Raw genomic sequence first — 509 nt, 5'->3', positions numbered from 1 at the left:
TTCTGGCCATCGCCGCCAGCCCCGGTAAGAAACCCATGTTCACCCTGGACGAACGTGTGGCGCTGGCGCAAAAAGCGACCGCACACCTGGGTAACGTAGAGGTGGTGGGCTTTAGCGACCTGATGGCCAATTTCGCCCGCGACAGTCAGGCGAATATCCTGATTCGTGGTCTGCGCGCGGTGGCGGATTTTGAATATGAAATGCAGTTGGCGCATATGAATCGCCATCTGATGCCGCAACTGGAAAGCGTTTTCCTGATGCCGTCCAAAGAGTGGTCGTTTATTTCATCGTCGCTGGTCAAAGAAGTGGCACGCCATCAGGGCGATGTGACCCACTTTCTGCCGGACAATGTGCATCAGGCGCTAATGGATAAGTTGAAATAAGATTCCTTCCTTGCCGGGCCTGGCGTTTTACTTCTGACAGTGACGGCAATAGAACGTCGCACGCTGTGCGTGTTTCGTTGCGACTATCGGCGTACCGCATACCCGACACGGCTCGCCTTTGCGCCC

2 protein-coding genes are annotated in these 509 nt (G+C 55.6%); one reads left to right on the top strand and one right to left on the bottom strand.

Going from position 1 to position 509, the window contains the following annotated elements; translation table 11 throughout:
• A partial coding sequence (gene coaD, locus WDC87_RS21985; protein ID WP_336331353.1) for a pantetheine-phosphate adenylyltransferase occupies positions 1–383 on the top strand: 383 nt, incomplete at its 5' end.
• Positions 384–410: 27 nt separating this feature from the next.
• Here the strand turns inward: coaD and WDC87_RS21980 are convergent.
• On the bottom strand, positions 411–509 hold a 99-nt coding region (locus WDC87_RS21980; RefSeq protein ID WP_336331354.1), incomplete at its 5' end, for a zinc finger domain-containing protein.

Source organism: Stenotrophomonas maltophilia group sp. Smal12, assembly GCF_037079935.1.
GTDB classification, from domain to species: Bacteria; Pseudomonadota; Gammaproteobacteria; order Xanthomonadales; family Xanthomonadaceae; genus Stenotrophomonas; species Stenotrophomonas sepilia.
This window is presented reverse-complemented; position numbering and strand designations above follow the sequence as displayed.